This window comes from Moorena sp. SIO3I6, from assembly GCF_010672095.1.
In genome coordinates this window covers 1-1,494 of record NZ_JAAHHU010001250.1, presented here as the reverse complement: position 1 = coordinate 1,494, position 1,494 = coordinate 1, and the positions used below count along the sequence as shown (strand labels likewise).

Sequence of the window (1,494 nt, the reverse complement as noted above, 5' to 3'; positions counted from 1 at the left end):
TTTAGCGAGTTCTTCTTTAGTTTCGTTGAAGAACTTACCTAGGTTAAACCCAGATTCAGTTTCTTTAGTCTCTGGTTCAGCTTTTGTTTTCTTTGCCACAACTTCTCCTTTCCCCCATCAACGCATTAATATCGGTCTACCATGGTCGGTGCTGAGTGCTATGTTCGCATCTTGCTCAGTTAATCCAGCCAGGGATTAGATGACACAAGTCGGCTTTACTGGAGGTGCGACCCGTGGCCAATTTAATTCGCCAAGTAAGAGCGCACCTATCTCAATTTCCTGTTCCTTGTATCGGGGATAGTCTAGCTGGTAGGGCTCCCGCCACAAAAATCCACTAGTCCTGATGGTTGAGTCAAACTGTTCTACTCAGCCCCCTCAACTGAAGGAATCCCAGTGGATTTGCTCAGGTAAACCCTGGCATAGCACAGGTGCGACCCCTGGAGAATTTAATTCGCCAAGTAAGAGCGCACCTAACTTTTGTATTCTACCAATTTTGAGCGCGCCCTGGAGGACTCGAACCCCCGACATCAGGTTTTGGAGACCTGCGTTCTACCAACTGAACTAAGGACGCAGATGGATTAGAGAGGTAGAGGTCAACCTCTCGCTTGATCTAGTTTACCCTAATTTTGGCATTTACACCAACCAACTTGATGCTAGGCCAGAAAAAGTTTATAAACTACGGTCAAAGCGTTGTTTGATGCGAGTAGCCTTACCAACGCGATCGCGTAAATAGTATAGCTTAGCTCGACGCACCTTGCCTCGACGGACTATTTTTATATTAGCAATTTTTGGAGAATGGAGTAGAAAAACCCTTTCCACACCAACCCCTTGGAAAATCCGGCGTACTGTAATCGTTTCATTAATGCCACCATTTCGCATGGCAATCACAGTGCCTTCATAGGGTTGAACCCGTTCCTTATTACCTTCTTTAATCCGTACCCCCACCCGCACGGTGTCACCGACGTAGATGGTAGGGACATTTTCCTTAAGTTGTTCCGCTTCAAGGGAACGAATGATTTCTTGAGCATTCATGGTTTTTGCTTATGCCTAAAAGCACCAGTTTCTGATTATATCCGAAAGAAACCCTTGAAGTCTAGATTTTTTTGGGAAAAGGTAGGACTTCAGCACCACTACCTGTGTCTGTGTCTGTCTATTTCGTTTAATACCGAGTTGCATTCAAAGAGAGTAGATTAGTTGGATAGGGAGATGGGGAGATGGGGAGATGGGGAGATGGGGAGATTGGGAGATGGGGAGATTGGGAGATGGGGAGATGGGGAGATTGGGAGATTGGCGGAAGAGAAAGTTGTACCTTTGACCGCAACTTAGTATAAATAGCTGATCTGGTAGCTATATCTACTTTCTGTTGCTTCCTTTTTTTCTTTGAGTACTCAAACGTGTTCCTATAATACCAAGGGCTAGTAAACCCAATGTAGCAGTAGGTTCATTAACACTAGCCTCTGAGTCGCTAGGCTCAGAGAACACTGGATACAGGAA

Annotated in this window: 1 protein-coding gene and 1 tRNA gene; both read right to left on the bottom strand. The window is 45.4% G+C overall.

Features of this window, described 5'->3' with window-relative positions; genetic code table 11:
* Positions 1 to 498: 498 nt before the first annotated feature.
* A tRNA-Trp gene (locus F6K49_RS48250) sits at positions 499 to 571 on the bottom strand.
* A 98-nt stretch (positions 572 to 669) separates the two neighbouring features.
* A complete protein-coding gene (rplS, locus tag F6K49_RS48245; protein WP_293058981.1) occupies positions 670 to 1,032 on the bottom strand; it encodes a 50S ribosomal protein L19 in 363 nt (120 codons plus the stop codon).
* Positions 1,033 to 1,494: the final 462 nt, after the last annotated feature.